The sequence below is a fragment of the Ruegeria sp. HKCCE3926 genome (assembly GCF_017872515.1).
In the GTDB taxonomy this organism is placed as follows: Bacteria; Pseudomonadota; Alphaproteobacteria; order Rhodobacterales; family Rhodobacteraceae; genus Ruegeria.
In genome coordinates, this window is record NZ_JAEDOU010000001.1 from 1,452,646 (window position 1) to 1,469,292 (window position 16,647).

14 protein-coding genes are annotated in these 16,647 nt (G+C 58.5%); 4 read left to right on the forward strand and 10 right to left on the reverse strand.

Features of this window, described 5'->3' with window-relative positions:
* Position 1: 1 nt before the first annotated feature.
* Positions 2 to 1,123 carry a 3,4-dihydroxy-2-butanone-4-phosphate synthase gene (ribB, locus tag I9184_RS07345; protein WP_209833481.1) on the reverse strand — a complete coding sequence of 374 codons (1,122 nt, stop codon included), beginning with the start codon at positions 1,121 to 1,123 and terminating at the stop codon, positions 2 to 4.
* A 99-nt stretch (positions 1,124 to 1,222) separates the two neighbouring features.
* Complete coding sequence (locus I9184_RS07350; protein ID WP_171723521.1) at positions 1,223 to 1,810, reverse strand: riboflavin synthase; 588 nt, start codon at positions 1,808 to 1,810, stop codon at positions 1,223 to 1,225.
* A gap of 142 nt (positions 1,811 to 1,952) precedes the next feature.
* On the opposite strand from I9184_RS07350, the gene I9184_RS07355 reads away from it, so the two are divergent.
* The 3 genes from I9184_RS07355 to I9184_RS07365 all read left to right on the forward strand — a co-directional run bounded on the left by I9184_RS07355 (position 1,953) and on the right by I9184_RS07365 (position 6,469).
* Positions 1,953 to 3,251: a capsular biosynthesis protein gene (locus tag I9184_RS07355; protein WP_209833483.1), complete on the forward strand. Its 1,299-nt coding sequence runs from the start codon at positions 1,953 to 1,955 to the stop codon at positions 3,249 to 3,251.
* An 80-nt stretch (positions 3,252 to 3,331) separates the two neighbouring features.
* The gene (locus I9184_RS07360) at positions 3,332 to 4,465 is read left to right on the forward strand and encodes a polysaccharide biosynthesis/export family protein (protein ID WP_348539510.1); all 1,134 of its coding nucleotides are present in this window, start codon (positions 3,332 to 3,334) and stop codon (positions 4,463 to 4,465) included.
* Positions 4,466 to 4,468: 3 nt separating this feature from the next.
* The gene (locus I9184_RS07365; protein WP_209833485.1) at positions 4,469 to 6,469 is read left to right on the forward strand and encodes a capsular polysaccharide biosynthesis protein; all 2,001 of its coding nucleotides are present in this window, start codon (positions 4,469 to 4,471) and stop codon (positions 6,467 to 6,469) included.
* Positions 6,470 to 6,471: 2 nt separating this feature from the next.
* Here I9184_RS07365 and ribD read toward each other — a convergent pair whose 3' ends face one another.
* The 4 genes from ribD to I9184_RS07385 all read right to left on the reverse strand — a co-directional run bounded on the left by ribD (position 6,472) and on the right by I9184_RS07385 (position 8,999).
* Entirely contained in the window at positions 6,472 to 7,572 is a 1,101-nt protein-coding gene (gene ribD / locus I9184_RS07370; RefSeq protein WP_171633422.1) for a bifunctional diaminohydroxyphosphoribosylaminopyrimidine deaminase/5-amino-6-(5-phosphoribosylamino)uracil reductase RibD, read from the reverse strand.
* Positions 7,569 to 8,039: a transcriptional regulator NrdR gene (gene nrdR, locus I9184_RS07375; RefSeq protein ID WP_117869416.1), complete on the reverse strand. Its 471-nt coding sequence runs from the start codon at positions 8,037 to 8,039 to the stop codon at positions 7,569 to 7,571. The genes ribD and nrdR overlap by 4 nt, the downstream gene beginning before the upstream one ends.
* Before the next feature lie 120 nt (positions 8,040 to 8,159).
* Complete coding sequence (locus I9184_RS07380; protein ID WP_171206899.1) at positions 8,160 to 8,573, reverse strand: secondary thiamine-phosphate synthase enzyme YjbQ; 414 nt, start codon at positions 8,571 to 8,573, stop codon at positions 8,160 to 8,162.
* A gap of 21 nt (positions 8,574 to 8,594) precedes the next feature.
* A complete protein-coding gene (locus tag I9184_RS07385) occupies positions 8,595 to 8,999 on the reverse strand; it encodes a hypothetical protein (protein ID WP_171633427.1) in 405 nt (134 codons plus the stop codon).
* Between the two features lie 459 nt (positions 9,000 to 9,458).
* Here I9184_RS07385 and I9184_RS07390 point away from each other — a divergent pair, with 459 nt between their 5' ends.
* Positions 9,459 to 10,499 carry an AraC family transcriptional regulator gene (locus I9184_RS07390; protein WP_209833487.1) on the forward strand — a complete coding sequence of 347 codons (1,041 nt, stop codon included), beginning with the start codon at positions 9,459 to 9,461 and terminating at the stop codon, positions 10,497 to 10,499.
* 161 nt (positions 10,500 to 10,660) lie between these two features.
* Here the strand turns inward: I9184_RS07390 and rpoD are convergent, their stop codons facing one another.
* The 4 genes from rpoD to I9184_RS07410 form a co-directional block, all read right to left on the reverse strand.
* Complete coding sequence (rpoD, locus tag I9184_RS07395; RefSeq protein ID WP_171633431.1) at positions 10,661 to 12,649, reverse strand: RNA polymerase sigma factor RpoD; 1,989 nt, start codon at positions 12,647 to 12,649, stop codon at positions 10,661 to 10,663.
* Between the two features lie 113 nt (positions 12,650 to 12,762).
* Entirely contained in the window at positions 12,763 to 14,709 is a 1,947-nt protein-coding gene (gene dnaG / locus I9184_RS07400; protein ID WP_209833489.1) for a DNA primase, read from the reverse strand.
* 80 nt (positions 14,710 to 14,789) lie between these two features.
* Complete coding sequence (locus I9184_RS07405; RefSeq protein ID WP_152457544.1) at positions 14,790 to 15,086, reverse strand: hypothetical protein; 297 nt, start codon at positions 15,084 to 15,086, stop codon at positions 14,790 to 14,792.
* Between the two features lie 119 nt (positions 15,087 to 15,205).
* Positions 15,206 to 16,636: a Glu/Leu/Phe/Val dehydrogenase gene (locus tag I9184_RS07410; RefSeq protein WP_209833491.1), complete on the reverse strand. Its 1,431-nt coding sequence runs from the start codon at positions 16,634 to 16,636 to the stop codon at positions 15,206 to 15,208.
* Between the last annotated feature and the right edge of the window lie 11 nt (positions 16,637 to 16,647).

Consider the following 16,647-nt stretch of genomic DNA (forward strand, 5'->3'; position numbering starts at 1 on the left):
TTCAGTCTTCCTTCAGAATCGAGCGGGTGCCGACGATGGACAGGCCAAACGCGTCCAGACCAAGATACACCGTTTCAGGAGAGTCGGTCAGAAGCACCAGTTCCTGAATCCCCATCTTGGACAGAATCTGCGCCCCCAGACCGGTTTGCTTGATGGTGCGCGGGCCTTCATCCTCGACCGCATACAACGAGTTGCGCGGCTGGCGGAACAGGCAGACCACTCCGCGGCCCTCTTCGGCGATCTTTTCCATCGCGCGCGGCAACTCGCGGGATGATTTCGGACCAAGCCCCAGGATATCCGGCGCTTCATGCAGGGCGTGCGTGCGCGTCAGAACGGGCTCGGGCGTGGTGATGTCGCCTTTGATCATGACAACATGTTCAATGCCGTGGGTCTGATCGGTGAAAATCCGCATTTCCCACTCACCGCCGTATTCCGAGGTGACTGTTTGACGAGAAGTCTCGACAACCAGATTGTCATTGCGCGCCCGATAGCTGATCAGGTCGCTGATCGTGCCGATTTTCATGTTGTGGTTTTTGGCGAACTCGACCAGATCCGGCAGGCGCGCCATGGTTCCGTCTTCATTCATGATCTCGCAGATCACGCCTGACGGGTTCAGCCCGGCAAGACGCGAGATATCCACGGCGGCCTCGGTATGGCCTGCGCGCACCAGCACCCCGCCCCGCTTTGCCCGCAACGGGAAGACATGGCCCGGGGTGGCGATATGCGCCATCGTGTTCTGTTCGTTGATTGCGGTCGCCACGGTCAGCGCCCGGTCGGCGGCTGAAATCCCGGTGCTGACACCTTCGCGCGCCTCAATCGAAACCGTAAAGGCCGTCTCGTGGCGGGATGAGTTGTTCACGGCCATCATCGGCAGGCCCAGCGCATCTATCCGTTCCGCCGTCATCGGCAGACAGATCAGGCCGCGCCCGTGGGTCGCCATGAAGTTGATCGCCTCGGCATCCGCAAACTCGGCCGGGATCACCAGATCGCCTTCGTTCTCGCGATCTTCGTGATCGACCAGAATGTACATCCGGCCGGCGCGCGCCTCTTCGATGATTTCTTCGATCGGGCTGATCGCGTCACGCAACTGGGCCTCGACCGGTCCGGGGGTTTCAAAGCTCATGGGGCAGCCTTTCACATGGCAGGTTTGCTCGGCGGAATAGACCACTGAGGGCGCAAAGACCAGTCCACAAACGGCGCTGGGGTTTTCCGACGCGACGTATCAGGACATCTCGGCCAGGCGCGCGACGTACCGGGCCAGTGTATCGATCTCAAGATTGACGCGATCGCCCACACCGACATCGCCCCATGTCGTGACTTCCTTGGTGTGAGGGATGAAATTGATGCCAAACTCGCAATCATTCACGTCATTGACCGTCAGCGATGTCCCGTTCAGCGCAACCGACCCTTTGGGCGCTATGAACCGCGCCAGTTCCTTCGGTGCACGCAAGGTGACACGTGTGCTGTCGCCTTCATCTTCGACCGCGACCACATCGGCCACGCCATCCACATGACCCGAAACGATGTGACCGCCCAGTTCATCACCGACTTTCAGCGCTCGCTCCAGATTGACACGTTTGCCGACGGCCCAGGTATCAAGATTGGTCTTCGAAACCGTCTCGGCGCTGATCTGAACATCATACCAATCGTCGCCCAGCGCGATCACCGTCAGGCACACACCATCACTGGCAATCGAGGCTCCGATATCGATACCGGCCGTGTCATAGGCCGTCTTGATCCGGGCGCGCAGATCCCCCTGCTGTTCCAGCTCGGTGACGGTGCCGATGTCGGTGACGATCCCTGTGAACATTCCGTTAACCCTCAGTTCATAACCTGTGCCTGCTTTTCACCGTCGAGGTAAGCCCAATGGGCCGCGCGGGCAAGCCCCGCCTTGCCGTACAAGGCCCAAACGGGCATAGTTTCGGCAACAAAACCAAAAAAGAGCAGTCCAGATGCCGCAAATGCCTTCAGGCTCAGACAAACGGGTCTTCCTGTTTCTTCAGGGACCTCACGGGCCGTTTTTCTCGACACTCGGGCAGATGTTGCGCGCCACGGGGGCACAGGTCTGGCGGGTTGGGTTCAATGCGGGGGATCAGGCGTTCTGGTTCGACAAGGCAAGTTTCATCGCATTCCGGAACACGCCCGGCGATTGGCCCGAGACATTGAACAGGTTGATTGCCGACAAAGGCGTCACGGATATCGTTCTTTATGGCGACACGAGACCGGTCCACGCCCGCGCAGTTGAGATTGCGAAGTCTCAAGGGCTGACAGTTCACGTTTTCGAAGAAGGCTACCTGCGGCCCTGGTGGGTCACGTACGAGCGGGACGGGTCAAACGGGCATTCGCGCCTGATGTCACTGGATGTCGACCAGATGCGGCAGGCTCTGGCCCGGTCGGACAGCAAAACGCCCCCGCCACCGTCGCATTGGGGGGATATGCGGCAACACATATTCTACGGTGCCCTCTATCATTGGTTCGTCATGTTCCTGAACAAGAGATACCGCAATTTCCGGCCTCATCGTGATCTGTCGGTTTCACAGGAATTCCGGTTGTATTTCAAACGTCTGATGCTGATGCCTATTCATCGCCTGCAACGCGGCATTGCCACGGCGCGCGTCAGATGGGGGGGCTTCCCCTATCACCTCGTGTTGCTGCAACTGGGGCATGACAGTTCGGTTCAGGCCCATTCCGAATTCTCCTGCATGTCCGATTTTCTGGAACTGGTCATCGCAGGATTCGCGCAAGGCGCACCGGCACATCACAGGCTGGTCGTGAAAGAGCACCCTTTGGAAAACCACCGTGAACCATTGCACCTGCGCGCCATGGAGATTGCCAGGAAACACGGGGTGCAGAACCGTGTTCACTATGTCCCAGGCGGAAAACTGGCAGGTTTGCTGGATGAGGCAAATTCGGCCGTCACCGTGAATTCCACTGCGGGGCAGCAGGTCTTGTGGCGGGGTATTCCGCTGCGTATTTTCGGACGTTCGGTTTATGAAAAGACCGACTTCGTATCACAGCAGTCGATCGCCGCATTTTTTGCTGAACCAGACGCGCCGGATGTCGACGCCTATCGCTGTTACCGGCAATTCCTGCTGGAAACCAGCCAGGTTCCGGGCGGGTTTTATTCCCGGCGCGGCAGGCGGCAGTTGCTACGCCGTGCCGTGGACATGATGCTCAGCAGCAGTGACCCTTATCAGGCCCTTCTGAACAAGAACGAGGCACCGACGCCACAGTTGAAAATCGTCGAGTAATTCGGTCGCTCTGTGACTGGAAGTTGTGCTGCTTACCGGCTAATCTTCCCGCAACAACAAAAGACTGAGGATATCCGGCAGTGCAATTCTCTCCTAAGCGATGGATGCGGGGGGTTTCCCTTGTGGCCGCAATCGGCTTGATGGCGGCCTGCCAACTTCCGAAATCCGGGCCGAACAAGACCGAAATTCTGGCGGGTGCAGTCCAGAATGGCGGCAACGCGTTTGTCGTCGAAGTCGATGACCGCGTGACACGCCTTACATCCGCCGTGCCTCAGTTTGGCTTTTCGTCCTCGTTCAGCAGCGCCCAGGCCTTGACCGCCGACACTGTCCGCCCCGGTGACGTGCTGGGCCTGACCATATGGGAAAACGTGGACGACGGGTTGCTGTCCGGCGAAACCGGTGCGGCGACCATTCTAGATGAAGTTCAGGTCGACAGCGATGGTTTCATTTTCGTCCCCTATGCGGGTCGGATTCGGGCCGCGGGCAACACGCCCGAACAGCTTCGCGTTTTGATCACGAACAAGCTGCGGGAACAGACACCCGACCCACAGATCGAAGTGCGGCGTGTTGCGGGTGACGGTTCCACCGTCTCGCTGACGGGTACAGTCGCAACCCCCGGCATCTATCCGATCGAACGCCCAACCCGTTCCTTGCTTGGCATGCTGTCCAAGGCGGGCGGGGTCTCAGTAGCGTCGGATATCGCGCTGGTGACGCTGATCCGGGGGGATCAAAAGGGCACCGTCTGGTACGAAGATCTGTTCCGCAACCCGAAACTGGACGTCGCTTTGCGTGGCGGCGACCGCATCTTGGTGGAAGAAGACAGCAGATCATACATAGCACTCGGCGCGACCGGGGGTCAGTCTCGCGTGGCCTTTGACAGTCAGGACCTTACCGCCTTGGAAGCTTTGGCTCAGGTCGGTGGTCTGCTAACACTGTCCTCTGATCCAACCGGCATTTTCATTCTGCGGAAAGAGCGTCAGGACATCGCGCGCAGCATCACGGGACGCGCCGACTTGAAGGGGGATCAACGCATGATCTACCTGCTGAACCTGACGGCCCCCAACGGCCTGTTCATCGCGCGGGATTTCGTGATCCGCGACGATGATACGATTTATGTGACCGAAGCACCCTATGCACAGTGGAGCAAATCGATCTCGCTGATCGCTGGTGGCCTGACCCCCATCGCAAACGTCGCCACGCTGACCGGCAACTGATGCATGGTAGCCGATCCGGACAGCGCAGCCGGGGCCGAGCGCACCCGGCTGTTCGTCTACAACGGCGGGTTTCTTACGCAAAAACGCCTGAGACGGATTCTGACGCTTGCCGGATATGACATTCGTCTGGGTCTTCCCAAGGATGGCGATTGCGTGGGCATTTGGGGCAACAGCCCGACCGCGTATCGGGGCCTCCGCATCGCCGAAAAACACCGCGCCCCGGTTCTGCGGGTCGAGGATGCCTTTCTCAGATCTCTGCACCCGGGGCGCGCCGGTGAACCGCCCTTGGGTCTTTTGCTGGACCGTTCGGGCCCGCATTTCGATGCAGCCGAACCTTCGGACCTTGAGATGCTGCTGAACACCGATCCCTTGGACGACACCGCGCTGCTGAACCGCGCACGTGCCGCGATGGAGCGGGTCAGGGAATTGCACCTCAGCAAGTATTCCGCGTTTGACCCCGATCTTGCCGCACCTGACCCCGGTTATGTACTGGTCATCGATCAGACGGTTGGCGATGCCGCCGTCTCGGCAAGCGGTGCCGATCGTGCCCGTTTTCTTGAAATGCTTGTGGTCGCGCAGGAGGAAAACCCAGGCGCGCGCATTCTGATCAAGACACATCCAGAAACGATGGCAGGTCATCGTCAGGGGCATTTCACCGATCAGGACCTGTCAGACCGGGTCACGTGGTTTGACAAGCCCATCAGCCCCTGGCCCCTGCTCGAGGGCGCCGTTGCGGTTTATACCGTTTCCTCGCAGCTGGGCTTTGAAGCAATCCTGGCCGGTCACAAACCGCGCGTTTTCGGTCAACCGTTCTATGCCGGGTGGGGCCTGACGCAGGATGAATTCCCAGTCCAGCGCCGTCAGCGCAACCTGACCCGCGCGCAACTGTTCGCGGCCGCGATGCTGCTTTACCCGACCTGGTACGACCCCTTTCGCGATCAGCTGTGCGAACTGGAAACGGTTCTGGACATTTTGGAGGCGCAGACCCGCGCATGGCGGCAGGACAGGCACGGTTGGACGGCCGCCGGTATGCGCCTGTGGAAACGCAGGCACATGCAGCAGATTTTCGGGCGGCATGGCACGTTGCGCTTTACGGCCACACAACCTGATGCCTCGGATCGCCCCCACATGGTCTGGGCCAGTCAGGCGCGCGACAGCGAAGGGGCCGTTCGTGTGGAAGACGGTTTTTTGCGTTCCCGCGGACTTGGGGCGGCGCTTGTTCCGCCCCTATCCCTGGTAACCGACGAAGTCGGTATCTACTATGACCCCACAAAGCCCAGCCAGTTGGAAAACCTGATCAGCGAGCGTGCAACTTTGCGCCCGGATCAGGAATTGCGCGTTGAACGGCTTATTGAGAGATTGCTGGTCGATGGTTTGAGCAAATACAACACGGGCCAATCCGCGCCGGTTCTGCCCCATGGGCACCGAATTCTGGTGCCCGGACAGGTTGAAAATGACGCCTCGATCCTGCTGGGCACCAACACGGTGCGCAGCAATCTGGACCTGCTGAACACGGCGCGCGAGGCCAACCCCGAAGCTATCCTGATCTACAAACCGCACCCTGATGTCGAAGCTGGGTTGCGGGATGGCCAGATAGACGCAGAGTCAATTGCGGACCTTGTCGTGACCCGAACTGACCCTGCCTCGCTGCTGACGCAGGTGGACGAGGTGTGGACGATGACATCGCTATTGGGGTTCGAAGCACTGTTGCGCGGGGTGAAGGTCACGACTCTGGGCGCGCCCTTCTATGCGGGATGGGGCCTGACCACCGATCTGGATACCGTCCCCGTCAGGCGAGGTGCACGGCCGTCGCTGATGGGCTTGGTACACGCCACCTTGATTGACTATCCACGCTATTTCGATCCGATCACCAGACAACCCTGCCCTGTCGAAGTGGCTGTTGAACGTTTGGCGCTGGGGTATTCGGCACCGTCCGGTCCGTTCAACCGGTTTCTGTCAAAGCTTCAGGGCGCGTTCGCAACGCACGCTCATCTTTGGCGTTGACGTTATTCCGACGCTCTGCGCCAACGATGTAATACATCCCCGCCGACCGCCTGCGTCTCGATCAATTCGAATTTGGGGGCGGCCTCCAGCGTTTCCAGACCTAGTGTCCCGACCGCGGCCAGGCCTTCGGCCCCGATGGTTAAGCCGGCAGTGAACCCGATCAGCTCGTCCACCAGATCTTCGGCCAACAGCGAGGCCCCAAGCGCGGCCCCGCCTTCGCAGAAGACACTGGTCAAACCGGCCTGACCCAGTTGCTGAAGCAGATCCACCGCGTCGATATGGTGATCTTTCAACGCACAGGGGATCAGCTTTGCCCCCAATCCCTCCCACGCCTGTGCACGTTCGGCATCCGGGTGATGCGCATGGCAGAGCCAGACAGGTATCTTTGAAGCCGTGCGCGCCAGCTGCCCCATCAGAGAAATATCCATATGGCGGGACACCACGACGCGGACGGGTTGATGCTCAACGCCAAGATCCCGCACGGTCAGCGAGGGGTCGTCGGCGCGCGCCGTCCCTGCCCCGACCATCACCGCATCGTGGCGTGCACGCATGGCATGAACCACACGACGTGCCTGCGGTCCGGTGATCCATTGGCTGTGCCCTGTCGAGGTTGCGATGCGCCCGTCAAAACTGCTGGCCATCTTCAGCGTCACAAAAGGCCGGCCTTGTTCAGTCTTGAGGAAAAAGCCTTCCAGATCCCGTTCTGCCTGTTCCGCAAGAACGCCAGTTACAACGTCAATTCCCGCCTCGCGCAACATGGCAAAACCCTGCCCGGCCACGCGCGGATCGCTGTCTTCGACAGCGGCCACAACACGGGATACTCCTGCCGCAATCAAGGCCTCGGCGCAGGGCGGCGTTTTGCCGTGATGGGCACAAGGTTCCAGCGTTACATAGGCGGTCGCACCACGCGCACCCTGCCCGGCCTGAGCCAAGGCTTCGGTCTCGGCATGAGGGCGGCCACCCGGCTGTGTCCAGCCCCGCCCGATGATCCGGTCATCACGAACGATGACACACCCCACAGCGGGGTTCGGCCAGCACATCCCCTGACCGCGCCGCCCCAAAGACAGGGCAAGCGCCATGAATCGCTTATCTGTTTCGTTCACTCGTCAGTCGAAGGCTGCGGCGGGCGCAGTTCGTGGACGAACTCCTCGAAATCATCGGCCGCCTGGAAATTCTTGTACACACTCGCAAAGCGAACATAGGCGACAGTGTCGATCCGCGCCAGAGCTTCCATAACGATCTCACCGATCTTGTTGGACGGGATATCCGTGTCGCCCATGCTTTCCAGACGGCGCACGATGCCCGAAATCATCTGATCGATCCGTTCGGGATCAACGGGGCGTTTCTGCATCGAGATGCGGATCGAACGCTCCAGCTTGTCGCGATCGAAATCTTCGCGTTTACCATTGGTCTTTATGACAACCAGATCACGCAGTTGCACACGTTCGTAGGTCGTAAACCGTCCGCCACAGGCCGGACAGAACCGGCGTCGGCGGATTGCCACGTGGTCCTCTGCCGGGCGTGAATCTTTCACCTGAGTGTCGATATTTCCGCAAAACGGGCAGCGCATCCGCCGTCTCCTCGTCCCATGTTCGGCCTCTTTTTGTAAGCGCTGCGGCTTACTTATCCACAACTATAGGGCAGCCGCTAGGGTTTGGGTAGTCGGAAATTCAAACCGCTAAATAGTGGGTCAGGCCAGATACGCCGCAACCTTCCTTTGATGCGGCGCAGTGCGGTGTTCAAACAGGTAAATCCCTTGCCATGTTCCCAGAACGGGTCGTCCCTGCGACACCGGGATCGTCAACGAAACCGGCAAGAGCGCGGCCTTGATATGCGCAGGCATATCGTCCGGGCCTTCATAGGTGTGCCGCAGATACGACATGGCGGGATTGTCTGACGGTGGAACCAGCCGTTCGAAGAACGCCTGAAGATCTGTTTGAACTTCGGGGTCCGCGTTTTCCTGAATCAGCAATGAGCAGGAAGTGTGGCGAACGAACAGGGTCAAGACCCCATCTTTCGCCACCCGTTCAAGCCATTGCAGAACGTCGGACGTGAATTCGTAAAGCCCCGGTCCATGGGTGTGCAAAACGAACTCGGTCTGCATCGTGACTATCCTGCGGGTTGGTCAGTCGTTGAAGAACGGTCGATAATTACACCGTGCATTCGCACCTTGTACAGACTCACTGTTGCCAGGCTGAAACCCGAACGAGACAAAGCTGCTTGGTTGTGCATCGACCGTTTGAGGCGGCTTGATGGAAAACTGAACCGCTGTTCTGCGACCGGTTGTGACACTGGGCCCGTATCCTCGCAACACGTAAATCCGGTCCGTCCAGCCCGACCCCAAGGTTCGACGTGCATAATCCGCGGCAGCGCACCAATAGCCTTCGGCGCGCATGTCGCCGCGGGGGATGACCTCAAAATCAGTGGCGTTTATGGGTTCCGTTCGAAACCCGTTCCGCGCAGCGTCTGCTGTCAATGGAACACTGAAGGCCAAGGCTGCCAACGCGGCGAAAGTGTATGACTGTTTCATGGTAATTTCTTCCCTGATTGCTTGTTCCAAATTGTGACCTCTGAATAGGTTAGTCGAACTTCACTGCGCGCACAGGGTGCCTCACGATCAATTCAGCCCGCCTGGTACATAGCGTGATCCGGCGTGAGCCAGCCTTGACAGCGGATCAGCAGGCCCAAGCCCGGCGTCGCAGAACAACGCGTTACTTGCAGGAAAAAGAGCGTGCCGGGGAGCCCTGAGCAGAGATTGGTGATTTCTCCGAGGCTCTGACCTCATCCCCATGAAGGTCCCGACCCGGCAACAAAGCTGATTTGGACAGCCGCGCGCTACACTTCATGCGCGTTCCGGTCAAAACCTTTCGAGAACTTGCCAACAAGTAGTACTCAAGTGCAAAATCCTTTCTGCCAAAAGCCAAAGTCAACAAAGGGATTTCCCTGATAAACTGTTAATGTATTTGAGAACGTAAGGTGTTGTACCACGATGGATGTAGATATCGACCGACTACATTTTTTGATCCAGGCGCTGGATCGCCACGCCGGCAACAGCGAAGTATCCCAGCGGGTATTGCAACAGACCGGGCTGTGTCAGCAGGATATCGCGCCCCCTGCCGCAGTCTACAGCGCACATAAAGAGGCCCTGTTCATCCGGCACGCCTGTGACGCCGTTGGTGACATCACATTTGCGGCGCGCACTGGGCTCGAGGTCACGTCGGCCTCGACCGTAACAGGGTATATCAGTAAATACTCACGCGATTTGAGGCAGGTGATGGAAAACCTGTCCCGTTTTCATGGCATCATCGATCCGGCCATCGGGCTCAGCTGTCGTGTTGCCGGCAACTTCGCGGCCCTTGAGGCCGATTGGAAAGACGCCAGCTTTGCCCGCTATCATCGGCGCACGGAATTCCTGTTGTTCGCTGCGCTGGCCAGGATGAGAAACCTCACGCAGGTGAAGTTGCACCCGATCGAGATGCGCTTTCAGCACAAAGTTGGAAGCCACGCCAAAACCTACAAAAAGCTGGCAGGCTGCCCGGTGGTTTTCAACGCTGAAAAGATCGAGATCATTCTGCCGCTATCTGCGCTGGAATTGAAAGTGCCGACCTATGATCCAAAGCTGCGTGAGCATTTGCTGGAATACGGTGAACGTCTGCTGGCCGAAAAACCACCCCCCAAGCACAAGACCCGCGCCCGTGTCGAAGGCCTGATCACCCGATCCCTGCCCGGCGCAATCCTGCAAGCCGAAGATGCGGCGGCTGATCTGGGGATGAGCCTCAGAACCTTCAGTCGACGCCTCAAGGATGAAGGCACAAGCTATCGCGATATTGTGGACGATCTAAGATGTGATCTGGCCCAGACTTTCATCACAAATGGCATGACTCTGTCTGAAATCTCATACGCGCTGGGGTATGCCGATCAGGCTGCTTTTTCGACCGCCTTCAAACGGTGGACAGGTCAGCCGCCCAGCGCCTTCAAGACCCGAGTGGAACATCCCATTCGGACAGCTGGCCGGGGGTCATCAGCCTGAAAAACCTCGCCCCGGCCTGTCCCATGAGTGGACAAGACCGATATAGAAAGGCACACCGCCACGGCCTTGTGCTATCGCGCCAACGTGATGCGAGAACCAGCCAATGTGAACAAAAAAAGGCGCCTCTGACGGGGCGCCTTTGTTCTGATAGATCTTTGTTCTTATTGATCCAGGAAAGACCGGAGTTTTCGTGAACGGCTGGGATGCTTCAGCTTCCGCAGCGCCTTGGCCTCGATCTGACGGATCCGTTCGCGGGTCACGCTGAACTGTTGGCCGACTTCTTCCAAAGTATGGTCGGTGTTCATACCGATGCCAAAACGCATCCGCAGAACCCGTTCTTCGCGCGGGGTGAGCGAGGCCAGAACCCTTGTGGTGGTTTCCTTGAGGTTTTCCTGAATGGCGCTGTCCAGGGGCAGCACGGCATTCTTGTCCTCGATGAAATCGCCCAGTTGGCTGTCTTCCTCGTCGCCGATGGGTGTTTCCAGAGAAATCGGCTCTTTGGCGATCTTCATCACCTTGCGCACCTTCTCGAGCGGCATCTGCAGCTTTTCGGCCAGTTCTTCCGGCGTCGGCTCGCGGCCGATTTCATGCAGCATCTGACGGCCCGTGCGCACCAGCTTGTTGATCGTTTCGATCATGTGAACCGGAATACGGATCGTGCGGGCCTGATCCGCGATCGAGCGGGTGATCGCCTGGCGGATCCACCAGGTCGCATAGGTCGAGAACTTATAGCCACGACGGTATTCGAACTTGTCCACCGCCTTCATCAGGCCGATGTTGCCTTCCTGAATAAGATCAAGGAATTGCAGGCCACGGTTGGTGTACTTTTTGGCGATCGAGATCACCAGGCGCAGGTTGGCTTCGACCATTTCCTTCTTGGCCTGCCGCGCCTCTTTCTCGCCCTTCTGAACCTGCTGCACGATACGGCGGAATTCCGAGATATCCAGACCGACATACTGGCCGACCTGAGCCATGTCGTTGCGCAGCTCTTCGACCTTCGCGGTCGAGCGTTCGATGAACATCTGCCATCCCCGGCCCGGCTTTTCGGCCATCTCGGCCAGCCAGTTCGGATCCAGTTCACGGCCCCGATACGCTTCGATGAACTCACGGCGGTTGATGCGTGCCTGATCGGCCAGCTTGACCATCGCGCTGTCCAGAGACATGACGCGGCGGTTGATGCCATAAAGCTGGTCGATCAGCGCCTCGATCCGGTTGTTGTGCAGGTGAAGGCCATTCACCAGTTCGACGATCTCAGCCCGCAGTTTCTGATAGGTTTCTTCATCCTTTTCACTGAACGTACCGTCTTCGTTCAGCGTGGCCGAAATCCGGCTGTCCTGCATTTCAGACAGCATCGAGAAGTCGGTCGAGATACGCTCCAACGTGGTCAAGACCTGATCCTTCAGCGCCGCTTCCATCGCGGCCAGCGACATGTTGGCCTGATCGTCGTCATCGTCATCGTCATCGTTGTTCAGCGGGTTGCCATCCGCATCCAGCTCGGGGCCGGTATCCTTGGCTGGCTTGTTCGCCTGCACGGCCGAGGTATCGACGACCGGCTCTTCAACGTCACCGTCTTCGTCCAACTGGTTTCCGAACGTGGTTTCCAGATCAATGACGTCCCGCAAAAGAATGTCTTCGGACAACAATTCGTCATGCCAGATTGTGATCGCCTGAAAGGTCAGCGGGCTTTCACACAGGCCCGCAATCATCGTGTTGCGACCGGCTTCGATCCGCTTGGCGATTGCGATCTCACCCTCGCGGCTCAGCAGTTCGACCGACCCCATCTCACGCAGATACATGCGCACAGGGTCGTCGGTGCGATCCAGCTTTTCTGTACCGGAACCGGCCAGCGCAACCTCACGGTTGCTTTCCGCGGCAACCAGTTCGGTCGATCCTTTGTTCTCTTCTTCTTCGGCCTCTTCATCTTCGATGATGTTGATGCCCATCTCGGACAGCATCGACATTACGTCTTCGATCTGTTCCGAACTGACCTGATCAGGCGGCAAGACCTGATTGAGCTGGTCGTAGGTAATGTAACCTTTCTCGCGAGCCTCGGCGATCATCTTCTTGACGTTCGCTTGGCTCATGTCCAGCGAGATTTCCTGTTCCTGCTCGTCGGATTTGCGGTCTTCGTTCGTATCCTTGGCGGCCATTCAATGCTCCTGCAGGGATGGGTGATTCGTCTCAGCCGAATCATTAGCGCGTATAAGTGATTCGGCCACCCGTTTACCCGTTTTTCTTTTCCAGTGCCTTACGAAAACACCACTTATCGGCGTTTCCGCTCGAATTTGATGCCAGACATGATCGCCGCAAACGCGTCTTTCTCGTCACGATTGATTCGCGCCCCATTGTCAGCAATGTCGAAAACGGCCCTATCCTCGTTCTGGCTTCGACTCGTGCGGTTGCGCTCTTCGGCGGCTTGCGCCAGCCGATATGTCAGCGCCTCATCGGCCAGATCAGACAACTCTTCTGCCGCTTCGGCAATCTCGGCATCCAACCCCCGGAGCGCTTTGATCTTTGCGAGTTCCTCGGCCAGTGTCATCTCGGCCTTTTCAACGTCGCCTGGCTTGGACACACAGGGGATGACTGCCACATGGCGAAGGGTCAGCAGGTTTTCAAGGGCGTCAGGCCCCATTGATGCGATAATGTGGTCTTTCAGGTTGTACGGGTCATCAATTGCGTGACGCAGGACAGCATCGCGCAATGCCGCATAGTCAGGATTGTGGCATTCCATTTCTTCCAACTGTTGCTCAAATTGGACAACAACCTTGGGATTCAGAATTGAGATCGCCAGAATAGCGGCTTCGCGCAGCTGGATATCCGCGTTTTCCGATGAGGCCAGAAACGAACTGCGCGCGCCCGGCGTCGCGGTCTGCTGCGGCTGCCATTTTCCCCGCGGTTGCCACGGACGGTTTTGAGGTTGTCGTCGCGGGCGGAACAGTTGCCAGCGCAGGTCTTTGATTTCCTGACCGTAATGCAAGCGGATCGAGGGATCTTGGATCAGCTTGATCTTGTCCCGCAGTGCCTTGTCCAGTGCTGCCTTGCGTTCCGGGCTGTCGAATACCTTTCCTTCGGTTTCGCGCTGCCACAACAGTTTGACCATCGGTATGGCCCCTTCCAGAACGGCCTGAACGGCGCCCGGGCCTTCTGTGCGCAACAGATCGTCCGGGTCCTTGCCTTCGGGCATCAAGGCAAAACGCAAGGATTTTCCGGCCTCCAGCAGCGGCAGTGCCAGATCAACCGCCCGCATGGCCGCCCGCAGACCCGCGGCATCCCCGTCTAGTGCAATGATCGGTTCATCCGCGATCCGCCAGAGCAGGAGCAACTGATGTTCAGTAATGGCCGTTCCCAAAGGTGCAACCGACGCGCTAAACCCCGCCTCGGCCAGCGCGATCACGTCCATATACCCTTCGGCAACGATCAGCGGCTGCCCTTTGCCCGCCGCCTGCCGCGCCGGACCTTGATTGTAAAGGCTGCGCCCCTTGTCGAACAACTCGGTCTCGGGCGAGTTAAGGTATTTCGCGTTGTCATTCGGATCCATCGCGCGGCCACCGAATGCAATGCAGCGCCCACGCGGATCCCGGATCGGGAACATGATCCGGTTGCGGAAGGTGTCATAGGGTTTTTTGCCTTTGTTTGAAGGCTTGGCCAGCCCGGCGCCAAGGATCAGTTCCTCTGGGATGCTCTTGCCGCGCAGGTGATCCCAAAGCGCCTGCCAACTGTCCGGCGCAAACCCGATCTCCCACCGATCCAGCGCGCTTTGATCCAAACCCCGGCGCGACAGGTAATCCCGTGCCTCTGCCCCCGCCGCTGTTTTCAGCTGCAAGCGGAAAAACTGCACCGCCTGTTCCATCACATCGGCAAGCTGACTGCGGCGATCCTGCTTTTCCTGTGCTTTCGGATCCCGCGCAGGCATCGGCATGCCAGCCTCTCGGGCGAGGATTTCAACCGCTTCGATGAACGAAACATTTTCCGTTTCTTTCACAAAGCTGATCGCGTCGCCCTTGGCGTGACAGCCGAAGCAGTAATAAAACCCCTTCTGATCATCGACATGGAATGAGGCCGTCTTTTCGTGATGAAACGGGCAAGGCGCCCACATGTCACCTTTGCCTTGATTGGATTTGCGCTGATCCCACATCACCTTGCGCCCGACGACCTGAGACAGGCTCAGGCGGGTGCGCAGTTCATCCAGAAATCCGGGGGGCAGTGACATATGTCAAACCTGACAGAAACAGGAACGCGCGCCAAGGGGATGGCGCGCGTTTGTCCACAGGGAAATGTCCGGGCTGTGGATTATTGCTGCAAACACAACTCAAGCCAAGCAGCGCCCAGATCCTTTTTGCGCACATCGCGCATCTTTTGTTCATAGACCCACGGCGTGATCAACGGAATCGCGGCATTGTAGTTCTCGGGCCATGTCGGGCCACTATCCGCCACGGCTTGCGCCACATCGCGTTCTTTCACGCGGTCCAGCCGCGCCTTTTGGATCGCGGCCACCACATCCGCCTGATATTTGCAGCTTTGTTCCTTAGTTTCCTGAGCGGCCAAAGGGGTGGCCAGTAGAGCCGCGACAATGGCTATACGCAACATGGAGGTCTCCGGGATTCGTTTCTCTGAGTGTCTACTATCCGTCAAACTAACGGGCCGCCATCGACATTCAAGCCGCAGCGCGAACCGGCGGGGCGAAATGATCACCCCGCCCGCCTGCTTTACAGCCCCTTGGCGCGATAGCTTTTGGCCACGCGGTCGATCGCCACGATATAGGCCGCAGTACGCAGGTCTTCGACATCGTCGCGGCTGTGCCACACTTCACGCATGGACTGGTAGGCGATCCGCATCGTGTCATCGAGGCCCGAGCGCACCAGTTCAAGCTCATCGGCACCCTTGAGGTATTTTGCTTTAAAGTCCGGAGACATCGACCACGCGTCACCCAGATACCTGTCCAGCCGCTCCAGTTCGCTGACGATCAGTTCATGTCGCGCCTCTTCCTGGCGGCGCTGCATCCGGCCGAAACGAATGTGGCTTAGATTCTTGACCCATTCAAAATAAGACACCGTCACACCACCCGCGTTGGCATACATATCCGGGATGATAACGGTGCCTTTCTTGCGAAGAATCTCATCCGCGCCAGCGGTGACCGGGCCATTCGCTGCCTCGATGATCAAAGGTGCCTTGATCCGCTCGGCGTTGGAAAGGTTGATGACACCCTCAAGGGCAGCCGGGATCAGAATGTCGCACTCAGCCTCCAGAACGCTTGCACCTTCCGCTGAATGAGTCGCGTCCGGATAATCCTTGACGCCGCCATGCTTGACGATCCACTGGCGGACGGCTTCGACGTCGATACCATCCGGGTTATAGAGCGCTCCGTCCCATTCAATGATACCTACAACGCGTGAACCGTCTTCCTCGCTCAGAAACTTCGCGGCGTGATACCCCACGTTGCCGAGCCCCTGCACCACAACACGCTTGCCGTCCAGCTTGCCCGACAGGCCGGCCGTCTTGACGTCTTCGGGGTGACGGAAAAATTCACGCAGAGCGTATTGAATGCCGCGTCCGGTCGCTTCGACCCGCCCGGCGATGCCACCTGCGTTCAATGGCTTGCCGGTCACACAGGCCCGTGCATTGATGTCGGTGGTGTTCATCCGCGCGTATTGGTCCGCCATCCAGGCCATCTCGCGTTCGCCCGTTCCCATGTCGGGCGCCGGAACGTTCTGCGACGGGTTGATCAGATCCCGCTTGGCAAGTTCATAGGCAAAGCGGCGCGTGATCTGTTCCAGTTCGTGTTCTTCGTATTTCCGCGGATCAATGCAAAGACCGCCTTTCGATCCGCCAAAAGGCGTTTCGACGAGGGCGCATTTGTACGTCATCAACGCAGCCAGCGCTTCGACCTCATCCTGATTCACCGCAGTGGCATAGCGAATGCCGCCTTTGACCGGCTCCATATGTTCGGAATGGACAGACCTGTACCCGGTGAAGGTGTGGATCTCACCGCGCAGACGCACACCGAACCGAACTGTGTAGGTCGCGTTGCAAACCCGGATTTTCTGCTCCAGCCCCGGCGGCAGTTCCATCAGGGCGGCCGCCCTGTTGAACATCAGGTCAACACTCTGGCGAAAGCTTGGTTCTTGGATGCCGGTCATAAAATCCTCCG